At 63.5% G+C, this 26,867-nt stretch carries 28 protein-coding genes and 1 tRNA gene; 17 read left to right on the top strand and 12 right to left on the bottom strand.

The window, feature by feature from the left end; genetic code table 11:
* Positions 1 to 19 precede the first annotated feature (19 nt).
* Positions 20 to 388 (bottom strand): RidA family protein, encoded by a 369-nt coding sequence (locus tag ACS13N_RS16935; protein WP_438932704.1) that lies wholly within the window; start codon positions 386 to 388, stop codon positions 20 to 22.
* Positions 389 to 418: 30 nt separating this feature from the next.
* The gene (locus ACS13N_RS16940) at positions 419 to 1,288 is read right to left on the bottom strand and encodes an alpha/beta fold hydrolase (RefSeq protein WP_438932705.1); all 870 of its coding nucleotides are present in this window, start codon (positions 1,286 to 1,288) and stop codon (positions 419 to 421) included.
* Positions 1,289 to 1,465: 177 nt separating this feature from the next.
* On the opposite strand from ACS13N_RS16940, the gene ACS13N_RS16945 reads away from it, so the two are divergent.
* Complete coding sequence (locus tag ACS13N_RS16945; protein ID WP_438932706.1) at positions 1,466 to 2,086, top strand: TetR/AcrR family transcriptional regulator; 621 nt, start codon at positions 1,466 to 1,468, stop codon at positions 2,084 to 2,086.
* Complete coding sequence (locus ACS13N_RS16950) at positions 2,083 to 2,559, top strand: nuclear transport factor 2 family protein (protein WP_438932707.1); 477 nt, start codon at positions 2,083 to 2,085, stop codon at positions 2,557 to 2,559. Before ACS13N_RS16945 ends, ACS13N_RS16950 begins: the two co-directional genes overlap by 4 nt.
* A 57-nt stretch (positions 2,560 to 2,616) precedes the next feature.
* Here ACS13N_RS16950 and ACS13N_RS16955 read toward each other — a convergent pair whose 3' ends face one another.
* From ACS13N_RS16955 to ACS13N_RS16965, 3 genes are read right to left on the bottom strand one after another with little or no spacing between them, the layout of a single operon-like run.
* Positions 2,617 to 3,396 (bottom strand): 3-hydroxybutyrate dehydrogenase, encoded by a 780-nt coding sequence (locus ACS13N_RS16955; protein ID WP_438932708.1) that lies wholly within the window; start codon positions 3,394 to 3,396, stop codon positions 2,617 to 2,619.
* A 25-nt stretch (positions 3,397 to 3,421) separates the two neighbouring features.
* Positions 3,422 to 4,057: a 3-oxoacid CoA-transferase subunit B gene (locus ACS13N_RS16960; protein WP_438932709.1), complete on the bottom strand. Its 636-nt coding sequence runs from the start codon at positions 4,055 to 4,057 to the stop codon at positions 3,422 to 3,424.
* Positions 4,058 to 4,067: 10 nt separating this feature from the next.
* Positions 4,068 to 4,769, bottom strand: a complete 702-nt coding sequence (locus tag ACS13N_RS16965) for a CoA transferase subunit A (protein ID WP_438932710.1) — start codon at positions 4,767 to 4,769, stop codon at positions 4,068 to 4,070.
* A 166-nt stretch (positions 4,770 to 4,935) separates the two neighbouring features.
* Here ACS13N_RS16965 and ACS13N_RS16970 point away from each other — a divergent pair, with 166 nt between their 5' ends.
* Entirely contained in the window at positions 4,936 to 5,481 is a 546-nt protein-coding gene (locus tag ACS13N_RS16970; protein ID WP_438932711.1) for a LuxR C-terminal-related transcriptional regulator, read from the top strand.
* Between the two features lie 134 nt (positions 5,482 to 5,615).
* Here the strand turns inward: ACS13N_RS16970 and ACS13N_RS16975 are convergent, their stop codons facing one another.
* On the bottom strand, positions 5,616 to 6,401 hold the full coding sequence (locus ACS13N_RS16975; protein WP_039597510.1) for an SDR family oxidoreductase: 786 nt from the start codon (positions 6,399 to 6,401) through the stop codon (positions 5,616 to 5,618).
* A gap of 235 nt (positions 6,402 to 6,636) precedes the next feature.
* Here ACS13N_RS16975 and ACS13N_RS16980 point away from each other — a divergent pair, with 235 nt between their 5' ends.
* On the top strand, positions 6,637 to 8,322 hold the full coding sequence (locus ACS13N_RS16980) for a 4Fe-4S dicluster domain-containing protein (RefSeq protein WP_438932712.1): 1,686 nt from the start codon (positions 6,637 to 6,639) through the stop codon (positions 8,320 to 8,322).
* A gap of 65 nt (positions 8,323 to 8,387) precedes the next feature.
* Here the strand turns inward: ACS13N_RS16980 and aroC are convergent, their stop codons facing one another.
* The 4 genes from aroC to ACS13N_RS17000 all read right to left on the bottom strand — a co-directional run bounded on the left by aroC (position 8,388) and on the right by ACS13N_RS17000 (position 12,538).
* Positions 8,388 to 9,488, bottom strand: a complete 1,101-nt coding sequence (gene aroC / locus ACS13N_RS16985) for a chorismate synthase (RefSeq protein WP_438932713.1) — start codon at positions 9,486 to 9,488, stop codon at positions 8,388 to 8,390.
* 85 nt (positions 9,489 to 9,573) lie between these two features.
* Positions 9,574 to 9,987 (bottom strand): FKBP-type peptidyl-prolyl cis-trans isomerase, encoded by a 414-nt coding sequence (locus ACS13N_RS16990; RefSeq protein WP_438932714.1) that lies wholly within the window; start codon positions 9,985 to 9,987, stop codon positions 9,574 to 9,576.
* Between the two features lie 90 nt (positions 9,988 to 10,077).
* The gene (locus ACS13N_RS16995) at positions 10,078 to 11,985 is read right to left on the bottom strand and encodes an MFS transporter (RefSeq protein WP_438932715.1); all 1,908 of its coding nucleotides are present in this window, start codon (positions 11,983 to 11,985) and stop codon (positions 10,078 to 10,080) included.
* Between the two features lie 94 nt (positions 11,986 to 12,079).
* Positions 12,080 to 12,538: a CBS domain-containing protein gene (locus tag ACS13N_RS17000; RefSeq protein ID WP_438932716.1), complete on the bottom strand. Its 459-nt coding sequence runs from the start codon at positions 12,536 to 12,538 to the stop codon at positions 12,080 to 12,082.
* Positions 12,539 to 12,777: 239 nt separating this feature from the next.
* Between ACS13N_RS17000 and ACS13N_RS17005 the strand changes: the two genes are divergently transcribed.
* From ACS13N_RS17005 to ACS13N_RS17015, 3 genes are read left to right on the top strand one after another with little or no spacing between them, the layout of a single operon-like run.
* Entirely contained in the window at positions 12,778 to 14,112 is a 1,335-nt protein-coding gene (locus tag ACS13N_RS17005) for an O-acetylhomoserine aminocarboxypropyltransferase (RefSeq protein ID WP_438932717.1), read from the top strand.
* The gene (locus ACS13N_RS17010) at positions 14,112 to 14,942 is read left to right on the top strand and encodes an alpha/beta fold hydrolase (protein WP_438932718.1); all 831 of its coding nucleotides are present in this window, start codon (positions 14,112 to 14,114) and stop codon (positions 14,940 to 14,942) included. Before ACS13N_RS17005 ends, ACS13N_RS17010 begins: the two co-directional genes overlap by 1 nt.
* A gap of 30 nt (positions 14,943 to 14,972) precedes the next feature.
* Positions 14,973 to 15,290, top strand: a complete 318-nt coding sequence (locus ACS13N_RS17015) for an Mpo1-like protein (RefSeq protein ID WP_438932719.1) — start codon at positions 14,973 to 14,975, stop codon at positions 15,288 to 15,290.
* Positions 15,291 to 15,294: 4 nt separating this feature from the next.
* On the opposite strand, the gene ACS13N_RS17020 is transcribed toward ACS13N_RS17015, so the two are convergent.
* Positions 15,295 to 16,620 (bottom strand): YihY family inner membrane protein, encoded by a 1,326-nt coding sequence (locus ACS13N_RS17020; RefSeq protein WP_438932720.1) that lies wholly within the window; start codon positions 16,618 to 16,620, stop codon positions 15,295 to 15,297.
* 78 nt (positions 16,621 to 16,698) lie between these two features.
* Here ACS13N_RS17020 and wrbA point away from each other — a divergent pair, with 78 nt between their 5' ends.
* Genes wrbA through ACS13N_RS17035 form a run of 3 tightly spaced genes read left to right on the top strand, consistent with a single transcriptional unit; the run spans position 16,699 to position 19,100 of the window.
* Entirely contained in the window at positions 16,699 to 17,292 is a 594-nt protein-coding gene (gene wrbA / locus ACS13N_RS17025) for an NAD(P)H:quinone oxidoreductase (RefSeq protein ID WP_438932721.1), read from the top strand.
* Complete coding sequence (locus ACS13N_RS17030; protein ID WP_438932722.1) at positions 17,289 to 17,681, top strand: DUF2069 domain-containing protein; 393 nt, start codon at positions 17,289 to 17,291, stop codon at positions 17,679 to 17,681. Before wrbA ends, ACS13N_RS17030 begins: the two co-directional genes overlap by 4 nt.
* Positions 17,682 to 17,687: 6 nt before the next feature.
* The gene (locus ACS13N_RS17035; RefSeq protein ID WP_438932723.1) at positions 17,688 to 19,100 is read left to right on the top strand and encodes an FAD-binding oxidoreductase; all 1,413 of its coding nucleotides are present in this window, start codon (positions 17,688 to 17,690) and stop codon (positions 19,098 to 19,100) included.
* 12 nt (positions 19,101 to 19,112) lie between these two features.
* Here ACS13N_RS17035 and ACS13N_RS17040 read toward each other — a convergent pair whose 3' ends face one another.
* Positions 19,113 to 19,316, bottom strand: a complete 204-nt coding sequence (locus ACS13N_RS17040) for a hypothetical protein (RefSeq protein ID WP_438932724.1) — start codon at positions 19,314 to 19,316, stop codon at positions 19,113 to 19,115.
* Positions 19,317 to 19,971: 655 nt separating this feature from the next.
* Here ACS13N_RS17040 and ACS13N_RS17045 point away from each other — a divergent pair.
* The 7 genes from ACS13N_RS17045 (at position 19,972) to ACS13N_RS17075 (ending at position 26,475) form a co-directional block, all read left to right on the top strand.
* Positions 19,972 to 20,048, top strand: a tRNA-Arg gene (locus ACS13N_RS17045).
* Between the two features lie 1,067 nt (positions 20,049 to 21,115).
* Positions 21,116 to 21,619, top strand: a complete 504-nt coding sequence (locus tag ACS13N_RS17050; RefSeq protein WP_438932725.1) for a Csu type fimbrial protein — start codon at positions 21,116 to 21,118, stop codon at positions 21,617 to 21,619.
* 41 nt (positions 21,620 to 21,660) lie between these two features.
* Positions 21,661 to 22,164, top strand: coding sequence for a Csu type fimbrial protein (locus ACS13N_RS17055; protein WP_438932726.1), 504 nt, complete (start codon positions 21,661 to 21,663; stop codon positions 22,162 to 22,164).
* 117 nt (positions 22,165 to 22,281) lie between these two features.
* Positions 22,282 to 23,001, top strand: a complete 720-nt coding sequence (locus ACS13N_RS17060) for a fimbrial biogenesis chaperone (protein WP_438932878.1) — start codon at positions 22,282 to 22,284, stop codon at positions 22,999 to 23,001.
* Between the two features lie 49 nt (positions 23,002 to 23,050).
* Entirely contained in the window at positions 23,051 to 25,351 is a 2,301-nt protein-coding gene (locus ACS13N_RS17065) for a fimbria/pilus outer membrane usher protein (protein WP_438932727.1), read from the top strand.
* The gene (locus tag ACS13N_RS17070; RefSeq protein ID WP_438932728.1) at positions 25,348 to 25,857 is read left to right on the top strand and encodes a spore coat protein U domain-containing protein; all 510 of its coding nucleotides are present in this window, start codon (positions 25,348 to 25,350) and stop codon (positions 25,855 to 25,857) included. The genes ACS13N_RS17065 and ACS13N_RS17070 overlap by 4 nt, the downstream gene beginning before the upstream one ends.
* A 69-nt stretch (positions 25,858 to 25,926) precedes the next feature.
* The gene (locus ACS13N_RS17075) at positions 25,927 to 26,475 is read left to right on the top strand and encodes a hypothetical protein (RefSeq protein ID WP_438932729.1); all 549 of its coding nucleotides are present in this window, start codon (positions 25,927 to 25,929) and stop codon (positions 26,473 to 26,475) included.
* Positions 26,476 to 26,867: the final 392 nt, after the last annotated feature.

Below are 26,867 nucleotides of genomic sequence, written 5' to 3' on the forward strand. Positions count from 1 at the left end.
CGCCTGTTGCGCGACGGGTTCAGCCCTTCAGTGCTGCCGTCACGACGATTTCAATACGGTACTTCGGGTTGGCCAACGCGGCCTCTACCGTGGCGCGCGGCGGCGAGTTCTTGGATTCGGCGGCGACCCACTGGTCCCACACCTTGTTCATCTCGCCAATGTCGGTGATGTCTTTCAGGAAAATTTGGCACATCAGGATGTGCGTCTTGTCGCTGCCGTTGGCGGCCAGCACGCGATCGATGATGGCGAGCACTTCTGCCGTCTGCTCGGCGATGCCGGCGTCCAGCGTGGTCTCCGGCACTTGGCCGGCCACGTAGACGACACCGTTGTAGACAGCCGCATCGGAATAGCGATGCTCGACGTTGTAGCGCTTCAGTTCAGTGCTCATGTTGCGAATCGAATTGGGTCAAACAAACGGTCATTGACCGAGAAAGAACTTGCGGGCAATCGCCACCTGGTCCGGCTGGATGAAGGTCGGCGCATGGCCCACGTCGGGAATTTCTACTGTGTTCACATGCCGGCCGCGCTGCATCATGGCCTCGACGGTTTCGCGCGTGAGCAGGTCGGACTGCGCGCCGCGTACGATCAACACCTCGCCAGGGATCGCCTCGAACAGTTTCCACAACGTGGATTCGCCAGCAGCGATCAGCTCGGGCGTGGCGCTCTTGAATGGCTCAGCCATGCGCGGATCGTAGTGGAGGATCCACTCACCACCCTGCGGCTTGAGGATTGCGGTGTTCAGCTCGCGCCATTGCTCCGGCGTGTGCGGGCCGAACGAGGCGCTGATCGTCTTCAGATACGCCAGCCCCTCATCGAAGGTCTTGAAGCGGACGTTCAGGCCGAGGTACGCGCCGATACGCGTCAACGACGATTCCGTCACGCGCGGCCCCACATCGTTGAGCAGCAGTTTGCGGATCGGCGACTTCGGCAGGCCCGCCAGGCTCATGCCGATCAGCCCGCCCATCGACGTACCGAACCAGTCGACCGACTCCACGTTCAGGCGCGCCAGCAACGTGACCATGTCGGCCACATACTGCGGAATCACGTAGCCCTTCGGATCGAGCAGCCAGTCAGAGCGGCCACGCCCAACCACGTCGGGACAGATCACGCGATAGTCGTTGCACAACGCCTGTGCCAGTACGTCAAAGTCGCGCCCCGTGCGCGAGAGGCCGTGCACACAGACCAGCACGCGCGGATTCTGCGGATCGCCCCACTCGTGATACGCCATCCGGTGCAAGCCGGACGGGCTTAGACACTGCACGAAGGCAAGGCGCGGCGAAACGGGCATGAACAACTCCTACACGTCAATGACGGAGACAGCGAAGCCCGATTGTACGCTGGCCCACGTGCGATGCGGCGATGCAGCAGATCAGCCGGAAAAGACTTGCGTGAACCTTGCGATATCGGAAACCGCCATCTAGACTCCCCAAGAAAGAGACCGATTGGTATTTTTATGAGGATGCACATGGTGAGCAAGGGAGAACGCACACGCAACCAGGTCATCGCCCTGACGGCAGATCTGATGAACGAGCAAGGTTGGCTCGGTGTGCCAATCTCGCAAGTCATGGCGGTCAGCGGCTTGCAGAAAGGCGGACTGTATCGCCATTTCGAGAGCCGGGAAGCCCTCGCGTATGCCGCGTTTGACTACGCTGTGGCCCGCATACGGGATCGCCTCCTGGGCAGCCTCGAGGGCTGCGAGACCGCGCCCGAGCAACTGCTCGCGCTGATCCATGCCTATCAGCCGGAAGATGAGCCCGTGCCACTGCCAGGGGGTTGCCCAATCATGAACGTCGCCATCGAATCCGATCACGCGCATGCGGGCCTGCGCGAACGGGCCGTGGAGGCCATGTCGCAATGGCGGCACCTGGTCGAGCAGATCGTGCTGGCCGGCATGCGCCGTGGTGAACTCCGAAACGACCTCGACCCCGCGGAGGTCAGCGCGGTCCTCATCGGCGGGCTGGAAGGCGGCGTAATGCTGAGCCATCTCTACGGCAGTCCCGAACCACTGCTAGCCGCAGTCCGGCACCTGCACCGCTACGTCGAGTACGACCTGCGCCAATACACCAAGGAGGGCGGCACATCATGATCTACCGCGCGATTGTGGAATGGAAACTGCGGCGTGCCTTTGCCGCGCTCAATGACGGCGACTGCTCTGCCGTGCTCGCGGCGTTTGCCAAACGGGTGGAACACACCTTCTATGGCGAGCACGCGCTGGGCGGCACGCGACATGCGCCCGACAGCCTGCGGCAGTGGTATACGCGACTGCTGAAGGTGTTACCCGATCTGCATTTCGACGTGGATTCCGTCGTCGTGCGCGGCTGGCCGTGGGACACCATCGCCGTGGTCGAATGGCGCGATCGGTTCTTGCTGCGCGATGGGCAGCGCTGCAGCAATCAGGGCGTGCACGTGCTACGGCTACGCTGGGGGCGCGTAGTATCGCTGCGCATTCATTGCGATACGCAGAAGCTGCAGGGCATTCTGCAAACGCTGCAAGATCAGGGCGTGGCCGAAGCCGGGATGGCGCCAATCGTCGACACGACGCAGGTAGCGCGCGCTTGATCGCCGCCAAAAGAAAAGCCCCGCGGGTGCGGGGCTTTTTGCCGAATCGTAGGCGGGTTATTGCGCCACCCAGCCGCCATCCATGTTCCAGGCCACGCCGCGCACCTGCTCGGCCGCATCGCTGCACAGGAACACTGCCAGCGCACCAAGCTGATCAGGCGTGACGAACTCGCCGGAAGGTTGCTTTTCCATCAGCAGATCCTTCTTCGCTTCCAGCGCGGACAGACCATCCTTCTCGGCGCGCGCATCAATCTGCTTCTGCACCAGCGGCGTCAGCACCCAGCCCGGGCAGATCGCGTTGGAGGTCACGCCCGTCTGCGCCGTCTCCAGCGCCACCGACTTGGTAAAACCGACGATGCCGTGCTTGGCCGCCACATATGCCGACTTCTGCGCCGACGCCACCAGACCATGCGCCGAGGCGATGTTGATGATGCGACCCCAGTTCTTTCGCTTCATGCCCGGCACGGCCAGCCGCGTCGTGTGGAAGGCCGAGGTCAGGTTGATGGCGATGATGGCGTCCCAGCGCTCAGCCGGGAAGTCCTCAACATTGGCCACGTACTGGATGCCGGCGTTGTTGACGAGGATGTCCACGCCACCGAATTCGGCGTCGGCATACGCGAACATTGCTTCGATCTCGGCCGCCTTGCTCATGTCGGCACCGTGGTAACCGATACGGATGGCGTTCTTGCCTGCCGTCGCGATCTGGGCTTTGGGGCCTTCCACGTCGCCGAAACCGTTCATGATGATGTTGGCACCCTGCGCGGCCAGCGAGCAGGCAATGCCCAGACCGATCCCGCTGGTCGAGCCCGTGACGAGAGCAGTTTTTCCTTGCAGCATGCGTATCTCCGGATGTCAGCAGCGATTACAGCAGGGTGACGCCAGTCTTGGCCTGGATATCGTCGCGCGACACACCCGGCGCGGTTTCGATCAGCTTCAGGCCCTGCTCGGTCACGTCGATCACGCCAAGATCCGTAATGATGCGGTCGACCACACCCACGCCCGTCAGCGGCAGCGTGCACTTGGGCAGGAGCTTCAGGTCTTCGGTGCCGTCTTTCTTCTTGGCGGTGTGCTCCATCAGCACAATCACGCGCTTGACGCCCGCAACCAGGTCCATCGCGCCGCCCATGCCCTTAACCATCTTGCCGGGGATCATCCAGTTGGCCAGATCGCCCTTCTCGCTCACTTGCATCGCGCCGAGAATCGACAGGTTGATCTTGCCGCCGCGGATCATCGCGAAGCTCTGGTCGCTGCCGAAGATGGCGCTGCCCGGCAGCGTCGTCACGGTTTGCTTGCCAGCGTTGATCAGGTCAGCATCCACTTCGTCTTCCGTGGGGAACGGGCCGATGCCGAGCATGCCGTTTTCGCTCTGCAGCCAGACTTCCTTGTTGCCGGTATGGTTGGCGACCAGCGTCGGAATGCCGATGCCGAGGTTGACGTAGAAACCGTCTTGCAGTTCCTGGGCAGCGCGTGCCGCCATTTGGTCTTGAGTCCAGGCCATGTCGGTCTCCTTAGTTGGCTGCTCGGATGGTGCGCTTTTCGATGCGCTTCTCGGGCGTGGCATTGAGCACGATGCGATGCGCGTAGATGCCCGGCAGGTGGATATCATCCGGTGCCAGTTCGCCCACTTCAACGATCTCTTCCACCTCGACGATGCAGATCTTGCCGGCCGTTGCCGCAGCCGGGTTGAAGTTGCGTGCGGTCAGGTTGAATCGCAGGTTGCCGGATTTGTCCGCTACTTGCGCCTTGACCAGCGACACATCGGGCACCAGCGAGCGCTCCATGACGTACGTTTCGCCATCGAATTCACGCAGTTCCTTGCCCTCCGCCACCAGGGTACCGACACCGGTCTTGGTGAAGAACGCGGGGATGCCCGCGCCGCCTGCGCGCAGCTTCTCGGCCAGCGTGCCCTGCGGGGTGAACTCCAATTCGAGCTCGCCGGCCAGGTACTGGCGCTCGAACTCCTTGTTCTCGCCCACGTAGGACGAAATCATCTTCTTGATCTGGCGCGTTTCCAGCAGCAGACCCAGGCCGAATCCGTCGACACCGGCGTTGTTGGAGATGCAGGTGAGGTTCTTGACGCCCGAATCGCGCAGCGCGGCAATCAGCGCTTCCGGAATGCCGCACAGGCCGAAGCCGCCCACGGCGATGGTCTGGCCGTCTTTGACGACGCCCGCGAGCGCCTCGCTGGCGCTGGCGAAGATTTTGTTCATGCGTACTCCTTCCTTGGTGGTCCAACGAATCCGGCAGGGTTTTGACCGATCACACGGTTGGGGTTTGTGCGATGCAGCGCCGGAAAATAGTAACGATACAATCTGGCGAGAATACGCAAGCGTCACGCAACGCAGCAATACGTACGACTACATAAGGCTTAATCCCATGCCCGCACTCGATTACCAGACCGCGTTCCAGCTCGCCCCGGTCGGCATGGTGATGTCACGCGAGCGCGTGATGCTCGACGTCAACGACGAAGCCGCACGCATCTTCGGCCACGCACGCGCCGCGATGATCGGGCAATCGTTTGAACTGCTCTACCCGACGCATGACGAGTATGAGCGCACCGGCGCACGCATCATCCCCGTCATGAACGCGCGCGGCAGCTACTCGGACGAGCGCATCATGAAGCGCGCCAATGGTGAGCTGTTCTGGTGCCATGTCACGGGCCGTGCGCTGGATCGCACTAAGCCGCTGGGCGAAGGCATCTGGACGTTCGAGGATCTTTCCGCGCACCGGCCGGTCACGGCGGCGCTCACGCCGCGCGAGCGCGACATCGCCGCGCAGCTGGTGGAAGGCAAGACCAGCAAGCAGATCGGCAAGCAGTTGGAGATCAGCCCACGCACGGTGGAGATCTATCGTGCGCGGCTGATGAAGAAGTACGCCGCCGGCACCTCATTGGAGCTAGTGCAGCGGCTGATGGGGCACTGAAAACCTGTTCACGACCCTACTGCGCGGCCCGATCTTGGCCCTGCGATGCTCGCCGTACACATGTACGGCTGCGCTTCTCGGATCAACCTCGAACCGCTCGCTACGGATCGTGAACAGGTTCTAAGCCCGGAGGGTTACACCATCCCGTCGTCGGCGTTGATGACCGCGCCGTTGATGAAGTCCGATTGATCCGACGCCAGCAGCAGGATCAACCCATCCAGGTCTTCCGGCTTGCCCACGCGCTTGCGCGGCAGCATCTGCACGAGCTTCTGGCCAGCTTCGGTTTCCCAGTGGTGGTGATTGATCTCGGTATCGATGTAGCCTGGGCAAATGGCATTCGTGTTGATGCCCAGACGCCCCCACTCCAGCGCCATGGCCTTGGTCATGTGCACCACGGCGGCCTTGCTCATGCAATACACGCCGATCTGCGACAGCACCTTCAACCCTGCCACCGACGCGATGTTGATGATGCGCGACTGCGGCAGCGGCGAGCCGTTCTTTTCCGCCCCCTTGGCCCGCGCGATCATGCGCTTGGCGGTTTCCTGCGCCACGAAGAAGGCACCGCGCGTATTGGTGTCAAACACGAAATCAAAGTCATCCGGTGTCACGTCCACCATGCGCTGTGTGGTCGAAACGCCCGAGTTGTTGACCAGGATGTCGATGGTGCCGGCTTCGGTCTCCGCATGGGCGATGGCGGCACGGATGCTGTCCGGGTCCGTCACGTCCAGGCGCACGACGTGGGCACTGCCGCCCTTCGATTCGATATCCGCGCGCAGTTCTTTCAAGCGCTCGACGCGGCGCGAGGCCAGCACAACCTTGGCGCCGGCCGCGGCCAGCGTATGCGCGAAACGCGCGCCCAGACCGCTGGATGCGCCGGTGATCAGCGCGACCTTGCCTTCCAGATTGATCGACAGACCCATGATGCGTGATCCCCGTATGTTGGTTTCGCGTTTGGTTTGACATACACGAGACCCGCTGCAGGCGGTCTCGGCATGTGAAGTCGGCGCAGCTTAGCAAAAAATCGAACGATCGTTCAGAAATTTCACTTGCCGCATGCGGGCGTGTCCCCGACAATGCGGGAAATTCTAATGCAGCAATCCGCCATACCAATAAGCAAACGCCCTTAACTGTCCCTAAAAGAGCGACGAGACATCTATGAACCAGCAGCAGCTCCTCGAACAGTACGGTCCCCGAGAGTCCATGGAGTACGACGTCGTGATCGTCGGGGGCGGCCCCGCCGGCCTGGCGACCGCGATCCGGATCAAGCAACGTGCCGCCGAGACCGGCAAGGACGTGTCGGTCGTCGTGCTGGAAAAGGGCTCGGAGCCCGGCGCGCACATCCTGTCGGGCGCGGTCATGGACCCGCGCGCCATCACCGAACTGCTGCCGAACTGGAAGGCCGACGGCGCCCCGCTCAACCAGGTCGTCACCGGTGACGACGTGCTCTTCCTGAGCGAAACCGGCACCAAGCGGACGCCCGACTGGCTCGTGCCGCGCAACTTCCACAACCACGGCTGCTACGTGATTTCGCTGTCGAACGTGGTCAAGTGGATGGCCACACAGGCTGAAGCACTGGGCGTGGAGATCTTCCCGGGCTTTGCCGCCGCTGAAGTGCTGTACGACGACAAGGGCGCGGTGCGCGGCGTCGCCACCGGCAACATGGGCATCGGCAAGGATGGCGAGCCGACCGAAAACTTCCAGCTCGGCATGGAGTTGCTCGGCAAGTACACGATCTTCGCGGAAGGTGCGCGTGGCCACCTGGGCCGCCAACTGCTCGACAAGTACAAGCTGAACGCCGGCAAAGACCCGCAGACCTTCGCCATCGGCATCAAGGAACTCTGGGAAATCGACCCGGCCAAGGCCAAGCCCGGCCTGGTGGTCCACACCGCCGGCTGGCCGATGGAAGACGACACCTTCGGTGGTGGCTTCCTGTACCACCTGGAAGACAACAAGGTCACCCTCGGCTTCGTGATCGGGCTCGACTACAAGAACCCGTGGATGAGCCCGTTTGAAGAAATGCAGCGCTGGAAGGCCCACCCGGCCATCCGCGCGCATATCGAAGGCGGCAAGCGCATCGGCTACGGCGCCCGCGCCATCAACAACGGCACACCGCAAGCCTTGCCCAAGACCGTGTTCCCGGGTGGCGCGCTGGTCGGCTGCGACGCAGGCTACCTGAATGCCGCACGCATCAAGGGCAGCCACGCGGCCATCAAGAGCGGCATGATGTGCGGCGAAGCCGTATTCGACGCCGTGACGGCCGGCCGCTCGGCAGATGAACTGTCCGCCTACCCGGCCGCCTTCGAAGAAAGCTGGCTGAAGGAAGAGCTGGACCAGTCGCGCAACTTCAAGCTGTGGTTCAAGAAGAGCCCGACGCTGGGCAAGATCATGACCGGCATCGAGCAGTGGCTGCTGCCGAAGATTGGCGTCAGCAACCCACCCTGGACGCTGCACGGCACGAAGTCGGATAACCAGTCGCTCAAGCCCGCAGCCGAGTGCGTGAAGATCGAGTACCCGAAGCCGGATGGCAAGATTACGTTCGACCGTCTCTCGTCGGTGTTCATCTCGAACACCAACCACGAAGAGAACCAACCCGCCCACCTGACGCTGAAGGACCCGACGGTTCCGACGCGCATCAACCTGACGCAGTTTGCAGGCCCCGAGCAGCGCTACTGCCCGGCCGGCGTGTACGAATTCGTCAAGAATGATGAAGGTACGGAACGCCTGCAGATCAACGCGCAAAACTGCGTGCACTGCAAGACCTGCGACATCAAGGACCCAACGCAGAACATCGTGTGGGTCACGCCGGAAGGCGGCGGTGGCCCGAACTACGTCGGCATGTAAGCTAGCGAGCGCCCAACAAAAAAGACGGCTTCAAGCCGTCTTTTTTGTTGTCTGCGCGAATCGACTCAGGAAGCCTTCGCCGCGATCGCGGGCGTCTCGACCGACACATCGCCGCATTGCGCGCGATGGCGCAGTGCGTGGTCGATCAGCACCAGTGCCAGCAGCGCCTCGGCGATCGGCGTGGCACGAATGCCCACGCACGGGTCATGGCGGCCGAACGTTTCCACCACCGCCGGCTCGCCCGCTTTGTCGATCGAGCGGCGCGGCGTGCGGATGCTCGACGTCGGCTTGATCGCCAGCGACACGGAGATGTCCTGACCGGTCGAAATCCCACCCAGGATGCCGCCTGCGTTGTTGCCGATAAAGCCTTCCGGCGTCAACTCATCACCGTGCTCGGAACCGCGCTGGGCCACGGCGTGAAAGCCGGCGCCAATCTCCACGCCCTTCACCGCGTTCAGGCCCATCATGGCGTGAGCGATGTCGGCGTCCAGGCGATCGAACAGCGGCTCGCCCCAGCCGACCGGCACGCCGGTGGCCACCACTTCGATGCGCGCGCCGACGGAATCGCCATCCTTGCGCAGCGCATCCATGTAGGTTTCCAGTTCGGGCACGATCTCGGCATTCGGCGCGAAGAACGGGTTGTTCGGCACCTCGTTCCAGTCCATGAACGGAATCTGGATATCGCCAAGCTGCGACATGAAGCCGTGGATCTCCACGCCAAATTTCTCGCGCAGCCATTTCTTGGCGACCGCGCCTGCGGCCACCGTGGGTGCAGTCAACCGTGCCGACGAACGGCCACCGCCGCGCGGGTCGCGGACGCCGTACTTGTGCCAGTAGGTGTAGTCAGCGTGGCCGGGACGGAAGGTCTCGGCGATGTTGCTGTAGTCCTTGCTGCGCTGGTCGGTATTGCGGATCAGCAGGCAGATGGGCGTGCCGGTGGTCTTGCCCTCGTACACACCGGAGAGGATCTCGACGACGTCGTCTTCCTTGCGCTGCGTGACATGGCGCGACGTACCGGGCTTGCGGCGGTCCAGATCAGGCTGGATATCTTCCGCCGACAGCGTCATGCCCGGCGGGCAGCCGTCGATGACAGCGCCGATGGCCGGGCCATGCGACTCGCCGAAAGTGGTGACGGAAAACAGCAGGCCCAGGGTATTGCCAGACATGATCGTGCTCAGGAAGGCACCGCGGGTGCCGCGGCGCGAAACATCAGGAAAACGCTATTGTAAGGCCGATCAATCGGCCTCCCAATCAGCCGCCGATACCCAGCAGTTCAACCTCGAAGTTCAGCGTGGCATTGGGCGGAATCGTGCCAGGCACACCTTGCGCGCCGTAGGCAGTGGCTGCCGGGCACGTCAGCTTGGCCTTGCCGCCAATTTGCATCTTCTGCACGCCTTCGGTCCAGCACGGAATCACGCGGTTCAGCGGGAACGAGATCGGCTGGCCGCGCTTGTAGGAGCTGTCGAACTCTTTGCCGTCGGTCAACGTGCCACGGTAGTGCACCTTGACCGTATCGCTGGCCTTGGGCGACGGGCCGGTGCCCTTGGTCAGGGTCTGGACGATCACACCGGAGGGCAAGGTTTCGCTGGTGGGCGATGCGGCTTGCACGCTAACAGCAGCCAGGGCAAGCGACGAAGCGCACAGCAGCAGGGAAGCGAGTTTCATGGCAGATAACGGGAGAGTTGGGGGTAAGAAAAGATGAGGCCGGTTGCGGGCCAACCGGCAGTGTAGCGAATTCCGATCGGGCGCCAACCGTTAGAGCCACTCACCGCGCAGCGCCAAGACAGCAGCCTGCAGCCCTTCAGGCGACACCGCCTGGGGCGCCACCGGCGTACCGATGCACAGCTCCAGCTTGTTGAGGAAGCCGCGACGGAACGGCCGCGACATCGCCGCACCGCCGTGGCGCGAAAAGAAGCTGCCCCATAGGCCGCGCAACGCCATCGGCACGACGGGCACGGGGGTGCGCTCGACGATGCGGCGCACCCCTTCCTTGAACGGGTTCATTTCGCCTGTGGCAGTGATCTTGCCTTCGGGGAAGATGCAGACCACCTCCCCTTCAGCCAGCGCTGCGGCGATGGTGTCGTAGGCGCGCTTGAGCATCTCGGGGTCTTCATGCATCGGTGCGATCGGGATCGCCTTGACTGTGCGGAAGAACCATGACAGCAGCGGCACCTTGAAGATACGGTGGTCCATCACGAAGCGCACCGGCCGGCGCACGAAGGCGCCCACCACCACCGCATCGACAAAACTCACGTGGTTGCAGACTAGCAGGCACGGACCTTCATCAGGAATGCGCTCCGAGCCCTCCACCTTCACGCGGTAGACGGTATGGATCAGCAGCCACATCACGAAGCGAATCAGGAATTCCGGCACCAGCGTGTAAATGTAGATGGCCACCACGGCATTGAGGATGCCCGTCACCAGGAACAGTTGCGGGATCGTGAACCCGGCATGCGTGAGCACCATCGCCAGCACCGCCGAGGCGATCATGAACAGCGCGTTGAGGATGTTGTTGGCGGCAATGATGCGCGCCCGGTGCGTTGGCTCGCAGCGGCTCTGGATCAGTGCATAGAGCGGCACGCTATAGAAGCCGCCGAACATCGCCAGCAGGAACAGATCGGCCAGCGCGCGCCAGTGGCGGTGGTTCTGCAGGAAGCCGGAAACGCCTGTCAGTACGTCGTGCGCGACCAGCGCTTCGGCATGCGAGGCAAAGTACAAGTCCACCGCAAAGACCGTCATGCCGATTGAGCCGAACGGCACGAGGCCAATCTCCACCGTGCGGCCCGAGAGCTTCTCGCACAGCACCGACCCCAGCCCGATACCGACCGAGAACACTGCCAGCAGCAGGGTCACCACGTTCTGATCGCCACCGAGCACATTGCGCGCAAAGGCAAAGAACGACGTCAGGAACGTCGCCCCCACAAACCACAGCCACGAGATGCCCATCAAGCTCAGGAACACGGCGCGCTGGTTGCTTGCCAGCTTGAGGTTGCGCCAGGTCTCGGAGATTGGGTTCCAGTTGATGCGCAGATCCGGCTGCGACGCCGGCGACACCGGTACACCACGTGCCGTCAGCCAGCCGGCCACGGCAATGACCAGGCAGGCAATGCCCGTGAGCGTGGGACCGATGAGATCGCCGTTGCGCGTGTAGTTGGCCAACTCCCCACCGCCGATGGTGCCGATCAGGATGGCGACAAAAGTGCCCATTTCCACCAGCCCGTTGCCGCCCACCAGCTCGGACGACTGCAGATGCTGCGGCAGATAGGCGTACTTGACGGGCCCGAACAGTGTCGAATGCACCCCCATCAGGAAGGTGCACAGATACAGCAACTCGACGTGGCGCAACGCAAAGCCTGCGCAGCCGATCGCCATGATGGCGATTTCCAGCGTTTTGACCAGGCGGATCAGCCGAGCCTTGTCCATGCGATCAGCAATCTGCCCGCTGGTGGCCGACAGCAATACGAAAGGCGCAATGAAAATGGCCGAGATCAGGAACGCCGCCGAGGCTGGGTCCGTATTGCCGAACAGCGCCGCGTGGTACGTGACCAGAGAGGAGAACGCCACCTTGAATACGTTGTCGTTCATCGCGCCCAGGAACTGGGTCCAGAAGAACGGCGCGAAACGGCGCTGCTTCAGCAGGGAAAACTGGCTCGATTGGCTCATCGGCAGGGGCGATCGTGGTTCAAATCGGGTTCAACAAAAAACCCGCTCGCAGCAGCGGGCGGGTTTCGGGTGTGCGGTAAAGACGGTGCGCAGATCAGTCTTCTTTGGCCTCTTCTTCCTTCGGCCAATCGCGAATGTACGCCTTGAGCATCTTGTTCTCGAAGTTCTGCTCTTCAAACACGGCCTTGGCGACGTCGTAGAACGAGATCACGCCCATCAGCGTACGGCTGTTGAGCACGGGCAGGTAGCGCACATGGTGCTCCAGCATGATGCGGCGCACTTCGTTGACTTCGGTTTCTGGCGTGCACGTGACCGGATGATCGTCCATCACCTTGCGGATGGTCGTGCCCTCGCCCACCGTGCCGTGGCCCTTGGCCAGGACCTTGATGATCTCGCGGAAGGTCAGCATGCCGACCAGTTCGCCGTACTCCATCACCACGAGCGAGCCGATGTCGTATTCCGCCATCGTCTGCACCGCCACCTGGAGCTTGGTTTCCGGGGCCACGGTATAGAGCGTGTTGCCCTTCACGTGAAGGATGTCGCTGACTTTCATATTGCGTCTCCCAGAGTATCGGGGTGCCAGTCTGCCGGGGGGCGACCGCGCGCGGGTTGTGGTTATGGTTGTGCTTCGATCCTAGCCCAAATCCAAGGGCTTCGACAAGCGCATACCCTCAAAAATGCTGCAGAAAAACCTGTCAAAAACCGCGCCCGCTCGGCGTTTGCCCGGGATGCACCGCAACAGCGAGCAGTGCTAGCATGCCCCGTCTCTACCCTCATTCGGTGCTTGAATCCATGTCCAAAGCCCGCTTCGACACGCTGGCCCTGCATGCCGGCGCCGCGCCCGACCCGGCCACGGGTGCGCGCGCTACGCCCATCCACCTCACCACGTCATTCGTGTTTCGCGACAGCGAACATGCCGCATCCCTGTTCAACATGGAGCGCGCGGGTCACGTCTACTCGCGCATCTCCAACCCGACCGTCGCCGTGTTTGAAGAACGCATGGCTGCGCTGGAAAACGGTGTCGGCGCCATCGCCACGGCCTCCGGCCAGGCGGCGCTGCATCTGGCTATTGTCACTCTGATGGGCGCGGGCTCACATATCGTTGCCTCATCGGCGCTGTATGGCGGCTCGCACAACCTGCTGCATTACACGCTGCGCCGCTTTGGCATCGAGACAACCTTCGTCAAGCCCGGCGACATCAACGGCTGGCGCGCGGCCATCCGCCCGAATACGCGGCTGCTGTTTGGCGAGACGCTCGGCAACCCGGGGCTGGACGTGCTCGACATCCCGACCGTGGCGTCGATCGCGCATGACGCGGGCGTACCGCTGCTAGTCGACTCCACCTTCTCCACGCCGTGGCTGCTGCAGCCGTTCGCACATGGTGCTGACCTGGTCTATCACTCGGCCACCAAGTTCCTGGGCGGACATGGCACCACCATTGGTGGTGTGCTGGTCGACGGGGGTACCTTCGACTACGTGGCAGCGGGCAAGCACCCCGAACTGACCGAGCCGTACGCGGGCTTTCACGACATGGTGTTTGCCGAGGAAAGCACGGTCGCTCCCTTCCTGCTGCGCGCCCGCCGAGAAGGCTTGCGCGACTTTGGCGCCTGTATGAACCCGATGGCGGCGTGGCAATTGCTGCAAGGCATCGAAACGCTGCCGCTGCGCATGGCCCGCCACGTAGAGAACGCCCGCCGCATCACCACCTTCCTGGCGAGCCACCCGATGGTGGCGTCGGTGGCCTACCCGGAGTTGGAATCACACCCCGACCACGCCTTGGCCAAGCGTTTGCTGCCGCGTGGCAGCGGCGCCGTGTTCAGCTTCGACCTGCGCGGTGATCGGCGTGCCGGCCAGCAATTCATTGAATCGCTCGGCCTGTTCTCGCATCTGGCCAACGTGGGCGATGCGCGTTCGCTGGTCATTCACCCGGCATCGACCACGCATTTCCGCATGGACGCCGATGCGCTGGCGGCCGCCGGCATCAGCGAAGGCACAATCCGCCTGTCGATTGGCCTGGAGGACGCCGACGACCTCATCGACGATCTGAAACGCGGCCTGAAAGCCGCCGAGCGCGCGATGTCGGCCGCGCCTGGCAAAGCCGCACCCAACGCAACCGGAGCCCGCTGATGGAATGGACCGTACAAGGCGAACGCGCTTACGCCTACACCGGTGGCAGGCCGTTCAATCCGGCGCTGCCGTGCGTGGTGTTCGTGCATGGCGCGCAGAACGATCACTCGGTCTGGGGGCTGCAGACCCGCTGGTTTGCGCACCACGGTTTCAGCGTGCTGGCGGTTGATCTGCCCGCACATGGCCGCAGCGGCGGTGCGCCCCTGCAAACCGTGGAAGCCATGGCCGACTGGGTAATGGCGCTCGTCCAAGCCGCAGGTGCCACGCAGCCGGTGATGGTAGTCGGGCACAGCATGGGCTCGCTGATTGCACTGGAGTGCGCCTCGCGATACGCAAGTCGCGTGCGCCGCATTGCGCTGGTGGCCACCGCCTGGCCGATGAAGGTGTCGGATGCGCTGCTCGATGCGGCGCTCAACAACACGGCCAGCGCGATCGACATGGTGAACGTCTGGTCGCATTCCAGCCTCGCCAACAAACCGTCGGCGCCAGGGCCGGGGTTCTGGATGCATGGCGGCAGCCAGCGTCTGATGGAACGCGTGGCGCACGGCACCGAGGCCCCCGTCTTCCACACGGATTTCTCCGCCTGCAACGGCTACGCACGCGGCGCCGAGGCCATGGCAGCCGTACAGTGCCCGTCACTCGTCATCGTTGGCGAGAAAGACCAGATGACGCCCGCGAAAGCAGGCCGTCAGGTAGCCGCAGGATTGGCGGGCAGCCGCGTGGTGGGCCTGCCTGCCGGACATGCGGTCATGGGAGAATGTCCGGACGGCACGCTCGATGCGCTGATTGCCTTTGCGCGCGAACGCGAGCCGGCCGCAGCCGCCGCGTAACTGCGCCCGTCAGGATCCAGGAGACGCACCATGGCCACCACCGAGCCCCCCACCTTCGGCAGCTTCGCCGAGTTCTATCCGTTCTATCTGGGCGAGCACCAGGACCGCACCTGCCGGCGCCTGCATTTCGCGGGGTCGAGTGTTGCCCTGGTGTGCCTGATCCTGCTGCTTTTTACGGGTGACCTGTGGTGGCTGCTCGGAGCGGCAGTCAGCGGTTATGCGTTCGCGTGGGTCGGGCACTTCGGCTTTGAGAAAAACCGGCCCGCCACCTTCCGTCACCCCTTCTACAGCCTGATGGGCGACTGGGTGATGTACCGCGACATCTGGACGGGGAAGATCCCGTTCTGACCGATCAGGCGCGGGCGGCGGCAGGCATTGCCGACGCCGACGCCGGTGCGGAGGCCGCCTGCGTAGCGGCCGCCAAGCCACGTTCACCGGTGGCGAACACGCTCTCCAGCGTGCTATCGAGCGCGGGATTGTGCAGTTGAGCAGCCAGCGCGTGGGTATCGCCCAGATGACGCGCCAGCGACGTGCGCGGCAGTCGCGGCAAGTTCAGCACCAGCCGTTCATAGAGCGGCCGCAGCGTAGTCGTGTGCGCATCGCACAGCATTGCCCAGTGCGCTTCGCTGCGATCCTGTTGCAGCTTGCCGACCAGGTGCAGTGACTTGAGTTTGGCCAACAGGTCGGCGAGGTACTCCGCCTCCAGTTGCAGACGCCGGCCGATTTCGAGTTCAGCCACCGTACGCGGCGCCTGTTCGCGTGCGCGGTACAGCAGCAGCAGAACACCCAACGCATCAAAGAACTCGCTGCCCGGAAACGTACGCCGCTGCCAGTAGCCCTGGCGGATGATCGGCAACGTCGATGCAATGGTCGCGCCAAGCAGCGTCACCAGCCAGCTCACATAGATCCACGTCAGAAAAATCGGCAACGTGGCAAAAGCGCCATAGACGGCGGTGTACGTGGGAATGTGCGCCACATAGGAACCAAAGATGCGCTTGGCGACTTCAAACGCCACGGCGGCAATGAGCCCCGCAAGAAACGCATCACGCCGCGCCACATAGGTGTTCGGCACAAAGACATAAAGCATCGCAAACGCAATTGCCGACAGCAGGATCGGCACCACACCCACAATCACGCCCAGGCCGAACGGCAGCTTGTGCACATAGCCCGCCGAAATTGACACCATGTACGAGCTCACCGACAGGCTCGCACCGATCAGCACCGGACCAAACGTCACCAACGCCCAGAACACGAGCACACGCTGCGCCAGCGGCCGGCGTTGACGCACGCGCCAGATGGCGTTGAGCGCGTTCTCGACCGTCAGCATGGTCATGACCGACGTCACCACTAAACCGATCAGGCCAGCAGCCGTCAGCCCCTTGGCGTTGGTGGAGAACTGGTTCAGATACGTGAGGATCGGCCGGCTGATGTTGCCGGGCACGAGGTTGCTGAACATATAGCCTTCGATGTCCGCACGAAAGCTCTTGAACATCGGAAACGCCGTGAACAGCGCAAACGCCACCGTCAGGATCGGCACCACCGAGAGCACCGTCGTGAACGTCAGGCTGCCGGCCACCTGCGGCAGGCTGTCTTCGCCCGCCCGGCGCAGCGCATAACGCGACAGCGCACGCAGCTTGGCGGCATTCCATTGACGAAGCGCACGGAGATCAAAAAGCATGAAGAATGAGGCGGCGCAAGGCCAATGAGGGAGATGGGGGGCGCAACTATAATACCGCGACGCTCTCAACGCTTTGTTATGAAAGATATCCTGGTCCTGTACTACAGCCGTCATGGCAGCACCCGTGCGTTGGCCGAAGCCATCGCGCAAGGCATTGAAAGCGTGGACGGCGCCCAGGCGCGTGTACGCACCGTGCCTGCCGTCTCCACCGTATGTGAAGCCACGCAGCCCGACGTGCCCAATGGTGGCCCGCCCTATGTGGAAGTGCACGACCTGGAAGAATGCGTTGGCCTGGCGCTGGGCTCGCCCACACGTTTCGGCAACATGGCCGCCCCGCTCAAGTACTTTCTGGATGGCACCACGCCGCAATGGCTGTCGGGCGCACTGGCCGGCAAGCCTGCCTGCGTGTTCACCTCCACGGGCAGCATGCACGGTGGGCAGGAAACCACCCTGCTCTCGATGATGCTGCCGCTGCTGCACCATGGCATGGTCATCCTTGGCCTGCCGTATCAGCAGAGCGAGTTGCTTTCCACCGATGCCGGCGGCACGCCCTATGGACCGTCGCACGTCGCGCATCGTGGCGACACTGCACCGCTCACCGCCCACGAACGCACGCTCGCTACGGCCATGGGCCGCCGGCTTGCACAGACTGCCCTGAAGCTCGCAGCATGACCCTCGCCGATCACCCCGTCGTCGAATCCCGGGCGCTGTATGTGCTGAGTGTCTGCAGCCTGGTCACGCTGATCGTGCTATGTGCCGCGTGGGAACTGTGGCTCGCGCCGGTGCGCCCGGGCGGCTCGTGGCTCGCGCTCAAGGCACTGTTGCTAGCATGGCCGCTGCCCGGCGTACTACGCAGGAACCGCTACACGATGCAGTGGGCGTCGATGTTCATCCTGCTGTTCTTTACCGAGGGCATCGTGCGCGCAACATCCGATGCCGGCCTGTCGCGATCACTGGCGTGGGTGGAGGTTGTGCTCAGCGTGACGTTCTTCTTCGCGACGATTTTCTACCTCCGTCCGTTCAAGCGTGCAGCCAAGGCACACGCCAAACAGAACACCTGACCTGCCATGACCCACGATGCGTTTCTGCAAGCCTGCGTTGACGCCATCGGCGCCACGTATGTCCTGACAACGCCGGAAGACCAGGCACCCTATCTGACCGATTGGCGCAAGCGTTTCACTGGCCGCGCCCGTGCGGTGCTGCGTCCGGCCGATGCTTTGCAGGTGGCGGCGCTGGTGCGGCTGTGCGGTGAGCATGCGGTGCCGATGGTCCCGCAAGGCGGTAACACCGGCCTGTGCGGCGGCGCTACGCCTGACATGGAAGGCAACGCGGTCGTCATCTCGGTGCAGCGCATGCAGCGGGTACGTGCGGTGGACCCGATCAACAACACCATCACCGTGGATGCCGGCTGCATTCTGGCCAACGTGCAGCAGGCCGCAGCCGCGGCCGATCGCCTGTTCCCGCTAAGCCTGGCCGCCGAAGGCAGTTGCACCATCGGCGGCAACCTGGCGACCAACGCGGGCGGCACGGCCGTCCTGCGCTACGGCAACGCGCGCGAGCTGTGCCTGGGGGTAGAAGCCGTGCTGCCAAACGGCGAGCTATGGAACGGCCTGCGCGGCCTGCGCAAGGACAATACCGGCTATGACCTGCGCGATCTGTTGATCGGCGCGGAAGGCACGCTCGGCATCATCACCGGGGCAACGCTGAAGCTGTTTCCGCAGCCGCGCGCCAAGGTGACGGCGCTGGCGGCACTGCAATCGCCGCGTCAGGCGCTGACCTTCCTGTCGCTCGCACAAAGCCATTCGGGCACGCTGCTGACGGGTTTCGAGTTGATGTCGGCGTTCTGTCTGGCGTTGGTGCGCAAGCACTATCCGCAGTTGCGTGTGCCGTTTGCGCAGGCGTATCCGCAGTACGTGCTGCTGGAACTGTCCGACCTGGAGAGCGAAGAACACGCCCGTGCGCTATTCGAGGCGCTGATGGAAGACGCACTGGCCCGCGGCGTGATCGACGATGCAGCGGTGGCGGAATCGATGGCGCAATCGCGCGACTTCTGGAACCTGCGCGAGCACATCCCGCTGGCCCAGGCCGACGAAGGCAAGAACATCAAGCACGACATTGGCGTGCCGATCTCGCGCATCGCAGACTTCATCGACGTGACCGACCGCGCGCTGGCCGCCGCCTACCCCGACATCCGCATGGTGACCTTTGGCCACCTCGGCGACGGCAATCTGCACTACAACGTGTCACCGCCCGAAGGGCATGCGCATGAGGCTTTCCTGGCGCATCAGGACGGCATCAACCGCATCGTGCATGACAGCGTGCATGCGCACGGCGGCTCGATCTCAGCCGAGCACGGCATCGGCCAACTCAAGCGAGAAGACAACGCACGCTACAAGAGTGCGGTCGAGCTGGCGGCCATGCACGCGATCAAGCAGGCACTGGACCCGCGCGGCCTGATGAATCCGGGGAAGGTGTTGTAAGCCGCGTCGGTTTCAGCCGAGCAGCTTGAACATGTAGTTCGCCGCGGCAAAGAGAATCGTCGCGGCCAGCAGCCACAGCAGCAGGCGCGGCACGCCACTGGGTGGCAGGCGGTGACCCGCGGCGTTGGAGCGGTCGCCAATGCGCCCACTCTGCGCGTTGCGGACATACATGGATCGTGACGTCCCTGCCGGGCGTCGTGCGTGACGTGTACTCATTCTTCGTTTCCTCCCTGCCCCATGGCTGACGCCTCGCCTGGCTCCCTGTTGCCGGCGAAACACAGCAGCTTCCCAAGGCTGCCCAAACAAGACTCCCATTTCCCGTCTGGTCGGAACCGAAAAAGACATCCGTCACGCCCTTTGGCGTGTGTAGGCACAGCGTTCCACGTCGTTGCGCGGAATTTCGAGTTGAATCGTTACTTGTTATGGCACTACCCGACGCCACGAAATGTATCAAAGAATCCCCCTAATGGGGGGTATGTATTTTAGGTATCTCCATTTGGATGATGCGTGGGAACGACGCTTGCGGACCGATTGGGGCCAAACCGACCTTATTGCACTGTCACGGAGCCATCCATGCATTCCGCCCAGCCCGAATTGAGCTTGCGCGCGCACATTACGCCGCCAACACCGCACGAGCCTCCGCCACATCCACCACCCGAGATGCCGCCCCCGGACGAGCCGTCTCACGACCCTGTCCATGACCCGGAACCGCTGACGCCGCCGATCGAACTGCCGCCCGGCGAAGTACCGCCGGAAATCCCGCCCCAGCGCTAGCGCGCCGCGGTTTTCGGCATCCGCCATCTGTTAGAATCGCGGCCTCCCAGGCATCCGGAGGCCGTTCGTCGCTAACCTGCCTGGGCAGCGCACACATCTGCCCATAGCTCAGTTGGATAGAGCATCGGCCTTCTAAGCCGACGGTCGGGGGTTCGAATCCCTCTGGGCAGGCCAATTGCCACACACGTTTTCAGGTAAACAGTCGCAAACTTTCAGGTGTCATTTTCCAATCATGTACGGGCCATGTACGGGCCGAGCGTCCATGCCAGGGAATGCGCATCAACGCGACGAAGTCACCAGTGAGATCGAATACCTCGTGCTTGCCACTTCCTCTTGGCAAGGTGCGACACGACGGCCAATGAGTTTGACGTTCACAACAAGGCCCGGACAATCCCCGCAACCCGAATGAAGGCCGACGGTGCTCACCGGGGTCCGAGAACAGCCCCACTGGGAAGCCAAGCTTGTCGACCTGGGTCAGCGACGTCAGTGTGACTCCGCTCAGGCCCACCGACTGAATAGGCGTTTCATCACCCTAACAATCTCGACGCGTTTCCCGCAAAAAGCGACCGCCCGCTCGCGCGAGTACGCACCCTTCCGACCGCTACACGTGACTGGATAAGCGACAGCGACGGGGTTTGCTCGCATCCCATGCTATGTGCGATGCAGGGAATTGATTCAAGACTGAGACAAATTCGGATCGCCATTGCGTCCGGCACTCTATTCAGAACGCTCAAACCCTGGTGGGGCAAGGCGTCCCGGCATATGGCCCGCATATTGCTCAATGGCTGGCACGGCAGCGAAGCAAGATTGCCGGATAGAAAAATTGCCGGAAAGCATCGGTGGCGGCCACGCAGTTGCAGTTGGACGCCGACATACGATCGCGATACCGCCGGCTGTCATACCTAGAAGCAACACCGGGGGAGTCACCATGTCAACGCCATCGCCAGCACGAAGGCCCAGCCGGGCCTGGCTCCGCAACCTTGCGGGGCCCGCGCGCATCCATCCGCACCACAGGCTCTAGCCCCCGCGCCAACCGCGCAATAACCACGTGCTTTGCCGCCGCGAGCGCCAGGCACGCGGGGAGCATTCGCGCGTCTTTCGGGCGCGTGCCGATCGTGTATCCGACATCGAGAGGAGGCCAACCACCGCGAACCAGACCACATCCTGTTTCCAGTTGGGTTGCTCGTCCTTTTCACGCATGACCGGCCGGGCACCGAGTCCATTTTTCAAGGAGTTCCAACATGAAAGCACTTGCACTCAAAACCGCCCTGGCGGCCGCGCTGTGCTTGACCGCTATGGTCGCGTCTGCCGCGTCGACCACTTCGTCGTTTGGCGTGTCAACCACGGTCAATGCCATCTGCATCATCAATTCGGCCAGCGCGTTGGCCTTCGCGGCCTTCGACCCGAGCCAGGGCGCGCAGGCATCGACCTCGTCGATCAGCGTGAACTGCAGCAATACCACGCCGTTCAACATCAGCCTCGATGCCGGCGCCGGGCCCAGTGCCACGGTGGCCAGCCGCGTCATGACCAGCGGTGGCAACACGCTCACCTATTCGCTGTTCCAGGATTCGGGCCACACCTCGGTCTGGGGCAACACGGTTGGCACCAACACCGTGGCAGGCACGGGGGCTGGCATGGCACCCGCCAATGCCATCACCAAGACGGTCTATGGCCTGATTCCGAGCCAGCCGAACACCGTGCCGGGCAGCTACGCCGACACCGTGACGGTGACCGTGACGTACTGAGCTGACCACCAACACAAACAACACCCATTGGGGGAACCATCATGCAAACATCTGCCATCAAGGCCCTCGTGGCCATGGCGCTGGGTCTGACGGCGGCGGCAGCTTCGGCTGCGACCACCACCACGACCTTCGGCGTCTCGGCCACCGTCAACGCCACCTGCGTCATCAATTCGGCCAGCGCGTTGACCTTTGCTGCCTTCGATCCGAGCCAGGGCGCGCAGGCATCGACCTCGTCGATCAGCGTCAATTGCACCAACACCACGCCGTTCAACATCGGGCTGAATGCCGGCACCGGCACAGGCGCGACAGTGGCCAGCCGCGTCATGACCAGCGGCGCCAACACACTCACGTACTCGCTCTACCAGGACACGGGCCACACCTCGGTCTGGGGGAACACGGTCGGCACCAACACCGTGGCGGGAACGGGTGCAGGCATGGCAGCCGGCAACGCCATCACCAAGACCGTCTATGGCCTGATCCCAAGCCAGCCGAACACCGTGCCGGGCAACTACGCCGACACCGTGACGGTGACGGTGACGTACTAACGCCGGCGTAGGGCTCCGGGCCGCTGCCCGGGCCCGAGCGCGGCTCGACACAACACAAGATCTGGCGGAGGAACCATGTCAATCCTATCCATCCGACAACGTCTGCGCCGACTCGCCATGGGGGTGGCGGGCGCGGGCCTCGCCTTGGCGTGCACGCTCCCGCAGGCCGCGAACTTCACCGTCACCCCCGTGCGGGTCGAACTCTCTCAGCAGCGCCCCAGTGCCGCGCTGACGGTGAAGAACGAAATGACCGACGAATCCGTGGTGGTGGAACTGCGCACCATGGCATGGACGCAAAACGGCGGCGAAGACGCGTACGCCCCGGCGCAGGACCTGCTGGCCACACCGCCCATATTCACCCTAGCGCCGGGGGCCACGCAGGTCATCCGCGTTGGCCTGCGCCACCCGCCCACCGACGATCGCGAAGTGTGCTATCGCCTCTTCCTGCGCGAAGTGCCGCCGCCGCCCAAGCCGGGCTTCGCCGGCGTGCAGATCGCGCTCGAAATGCGCCTGCCCGTGTTTGCCAAGCCACGCGTTCCCGCAGCACCGCAACTCAAGTGGCGAGCCGAGACGCAACCGGATGGCGCGCTGGCACTGACGGTCAGCAACGAAGGCACGGCGCATGCGCAGGTGGCCAACCTCGTCGTTACTGCGGCCGGGACTGAGCGGCCAGTCGCCACGCACCCCGAATTCGCCTATGTCCTGCCTGGGCAAACGCGGCGCCTGTTGCTCCAGCGCACTCCCGGCGCACCGGCAGTCACAGGCGGCGCACTGCGTCTGAAGGCGTACTCCGATGCCGGCGACATCGATTCGGCCCTGGCGCCCGAGACCCGCTAAGGCGATCACCGCCCTGGCGATCTTGGCAACCGCCCTATCGGGAGCAGGCATGGCACTCGCAAACGATGCGCCGCGCGCACCGAGCGCACCGGCGCCCAGCCGCACCGGCGCCAGCGCTGGTGGCGACATTGCCGAGCTGCTGCTACAGCTCGACCTCAACCAGCAGGGCTTGGATGACACGGTGCTGCTGCTCAAAACCAAGGGCGGCGAGCTGTACGCCTCGGCGGAAGACCTCAAGCGCTGGCGTCTGCGCCAGCCTGAGGTGACACCGCTCGCCCACAATAACGAGGCGTTCTACCCGCTCAAGGCCATTGCCGGGCTGTCATACCAGTTGGATGAGGCCCACCTGACCATCGCGGTCACGGCGCCGGCGCAGGCGTTCCTGCCCAACGCATTCGACGACACGAACAAGCCCACCGCACTCGCAGCCAGGCCCAGCCTCGGCGGCTTCCTCAACTACGACCTGCTCGCAGAACACGCCACCGGCCAGACCCACGCCACCGGACTGTTCGAAGCCGGCGTCTTCAACGGCTTTGGCACGGGCGTCACCAGCTTCGTAGCCAACAGCGGCAATAGCGGAGACAACACCCACCACCTCATCCGGCTGGAGAGCACGTGGACCAAGGACCTCCCCGACCAGCTCACCAGCGTGCGCGTGGGCGATGCGATCAGCCGCGCGGGCGCGTGGGGCCGCAGCGTGCGCTTTGGCGGCATTCAGTACGGCACCAACTTTGCTGTCCAGCCCGGCTTTGTCGCACTGCCGCTGCAGAGCATCGGCGGGCAGGCTGCGTTGCCGTCAACGGTGGACGTCTACGTCAACAACGTGCTGAGTTCGCGCAAGGAAGTCGCGCCGGGGCCGTTCTCGATCACCAACGTACCGGTGGTCACCGGCCAAGGTGACGTGCGCGTTGTCGTGCGCGACCTGTTGGGCCGCGAACAGGTGATCAGCGTGCCGTTCTACGCAAGCGCCAGCCTGCTTGCCAAGGGGCTGCAAGATTTCTCGTATGAGGCCGGCGCCGAGCGCACGAACTTCGGCACCGACAGCAACGATTACGGCCGCGCCTTCGCCGCCGCGACCCATCGCTTCGGATTCACAGATTGGCTGACGGGCGAAGTGCACGCAGAAGCGCAGCGCGAACGCCAGACCCTCGGCCTGGGCACGGTGATGCTGGTGCCGCCGGTCGGCGTCTTCAGCGTGGCGGGCGCCGCCAGCCGTGGGCAGCAAGGACACGGTGGCCTCGTCTCGTTCGGGCTCGAACGGCAGGCAAGCCCGATCAGCCTGGGCGTGCATACGCAGTTCGCCAGCCCGCACTTCACACAACTCGGGCTCGAACCAGGCCTGCCCGCACCGCGCCTGCTGAGCAGCGTAAATGTGGGCATGGCACTGCCGGGCAACGGCTCGCTGGGGCTGGCTTATGTGTATCTGGACAACCGCGATGGCCAACCGAGCCAGCTCGCCTCGATCAGCTATGGCACAGAGCTGGGGCGCTTCGGTTTCGTGAGCCTGGCCATCTCCAAGACATTGCATCAGACCGGCGGGCTGATCGTCGGCCTGAACTGGACGTTGCCGCTGGGCGAGCGCACCACCACCTCCGTCAACGTGACCAAGCAGCAGGGCCGCACCGATGTGCAAGCGCAAATGCAGCAGGGGCTGCCGCCCGGCGATGGTGTTGGCTACAGCGTGCGCGCCAGCCAGCTCGGCACGTGGGACGTTGCCCTGAACGCGCAGAACCGCGTCGGCACTTACCTGTTGGAAGGCGCTGGCAACGGCGGGCAGGCGGGGGTGCGTATCGGCGCCTCGGGTGGCATCGCGGTGCTGGACGGGTTTCATCCGACCCGCCGCATCACCGACAGCTTTGCCGTGGTCAAGGTGCCCGATTTCCCCAACGTGGGGATCTACGCTGACAACCAACTGGTGGCCAAGACCGACGCAAGCGGCGAAGCGCTTATCCCGCGGTTGCGTGCGTACGAAAAGAACGCGATCTCGCTGGAGCAGTTGGACCTGCCCTTCGACGCCAAGGTGGGCACGTTGTCGCTGGATGCCGTGCCGTACTTCCGCAGCGGCATGGTTCTGCAGTTTCCGGTCACGCACGCGCACGACGCACTGCTCACGCTCAAGCTGGAGAACGGCAGCGACCTGCCCGCCGGCGCCACCGTGCAGATCGCCGGGCAGAACGAGACCTTCCCGGTCGGCAACGACGGCGTGGTCTACCTGACTGGTCTGGCGGCGCAGAACCGTCTGCGCGCGAGCTGGCGCGGCCAGGACTGCGATATCACCGTGCCATTTCCAACCGGCGCACAGCCGCTACCCGATCTCGGCATCTTCGTTTGCAAGGGAGTCCAGCCATGACACGCTTTCCAAATGCGATGCGGCCGCGGCGCGCATCAGCCCGGACCCTGCTGGCGGGCGTGGCACTGGCTGCGCTGGCGTCATGGGCGCCTGACGCGCTGGCCGTAAGCTGCACCGTCACCGCCAACGCGCTCAGCTTTGGGGCCTACAACACTTTAAGCAACCTCACCGGCACGACAACCGTCACCATCACGTGCGGTGCGTGGGCCGGCAGCAATTCGATCAGCTACACGCTAACCGCCAGCGCGGGCTCTGGCACCTATGCCAACCGGCAGTTGCTCACGGGCAGCAATGTCATTGCGTACAACCTATACACCACGTCCGCTGACACCAGCATCTGGGGCGACGGCAACGGCGACGGAACGGTCACGCTCACCGGGACGGTGACCAAACAGCAAGGCACGGTCAACCTCACCATCTACGGCAAGATCAACGGCGGGCAGAACGTGGTGCCGGGCAGCTACGCAACCACAGTGCCGATCACAGTCACACTAACCTACCAATGACATGACACGTGTCCGGCGCCAATGCCATCGGGCGGCCGGGGCTCACGCAGCTTGAAAGGAAGGAAGATCATGGAACGGATCGACAAACTCCCCGCCCGCTGGTGCCTCGAACCGATCGGCAAGGCGAGCTTGCCCTGCGTCTGCGGCATCGTGCTGGCGTTCTCGTGGCAATCTGCGCCGGCTGCCCAGGCACCGGCCAAGGCACCACACGTCGCCACGAGCCACATCGCCGTCGGCGCCACGGTGCAGCCTTACGCGCATCTGACAGCAACACAGCCGGGCCAGCTCATCATCGCCAACAAGGACGTTAACCAGGGCTATGTGAGCGTGCCGAACGGCAGTAACCCCAGCGGTACGCAACTGACGATTAAGACGAACGACCACGCTGGCTACACACTGGTGTTCCAAGTTGCGCCCGCGGAACAGGCCCTGTTCAAGTCGATCCAAGTCTTCGGCCTGGGGACGACTGTCACGCTCCCCGCAACCGGGGGCAAGGTCACGATGCCCTTCCCCGGGCCAACGGCCAATTTATCCCTCACGTACCGCTTCAACTTGGTCAACAAGCTAAAGGACGGCACCTACGCTTGGCCGCTGACGATCTTGAGCCAACCGGACTGATTGGCGGCGCCACGCTAGAACGCTGAGTTGCGAGCATGGGCTTGGCCACGCTCGAATCGATTGCGAAAGCTAACCGGACGACTCACCGACGGGCACTACGTGATCTTGGTCTTCTTGCGCCGAGCATTCGCGCGCGACTCTCCGTAACTATCGTTCCTGCCCTCATCGGCGACTTGTAGCCGAGCGCAGATTACGGAACTATCCGGACACAGCAAAACCTGCCGCCAAGCCAACTCCGTAGCTTGTGCTCCACATCACGCTAACTGGATTTCCTCCTGGTAGGCCTGCTTTGATTTGCAATGCGCGAACACCTGCATGCATTCTTGCGCAGTCATTGAGCGAGACGGTTGTTTCACATCCGCCTTACAGCGCCGATGTGCTGACATGTGCGA

The sequence above is a fragment of the Ralstonia sp. 24A2 genome, from assembly GCF_051783885.1.
GTDB lineage: Bacteria > Pseudomonadota > Gammaproteobacteria > Burkholderiales > Burkholderiaceae > Ralstonia.